We start from the raw sequence: 211 nt of genomic DNA, 5'->3' as shown, positions 1-211 counted from the left end.
CCGTTACAGTAAAAGAACATGTTTCAGTATTTCCACTAGCATCCGTAACTTCGAAAGTATTAGTAGTAGTTCCGACAGGGAACGCAGCACCAGAGGCTAAACCAGCTGTTTGTGCTACAGTCTGACCAGGACAATTATCCGAAGATGTTACTGAATAGGTTACTACAGCCGAACAATTGCCATTATCGTTATTGACAGTGATGTTAGAAGG

Annotated in this window: 1 protein-coding gene; it reads right to left on the bottom strand. The window is 42.2% G+C overall.

What is annotated here, in order from left to right:
• Positions 1-211, bottom strand: a 211-nt coding sequence (locus RM697_RS13725; RefSeq protein WP_311428463.1) for an HYR domain-containing protein, incomplete at both ends; no start/stop codon positions are given.

It is taken from the genome of Microcosmobacter mediterraneus, assembly GCF_031846265.1.
GTDB classification, from domain to species: domain Bacteria; phylum Bacteroidota; class Bacteroidia; order Flavobacteriales; family Flavobacteriaceae; genus Microcosmobacter; species Microcosmobacter mediterraneus.
The sequence above is the reverse complement of the archived record's forward strand: the minus strand, read 5'-3'. Positions and strand labels throughout refer to the sequence as shown.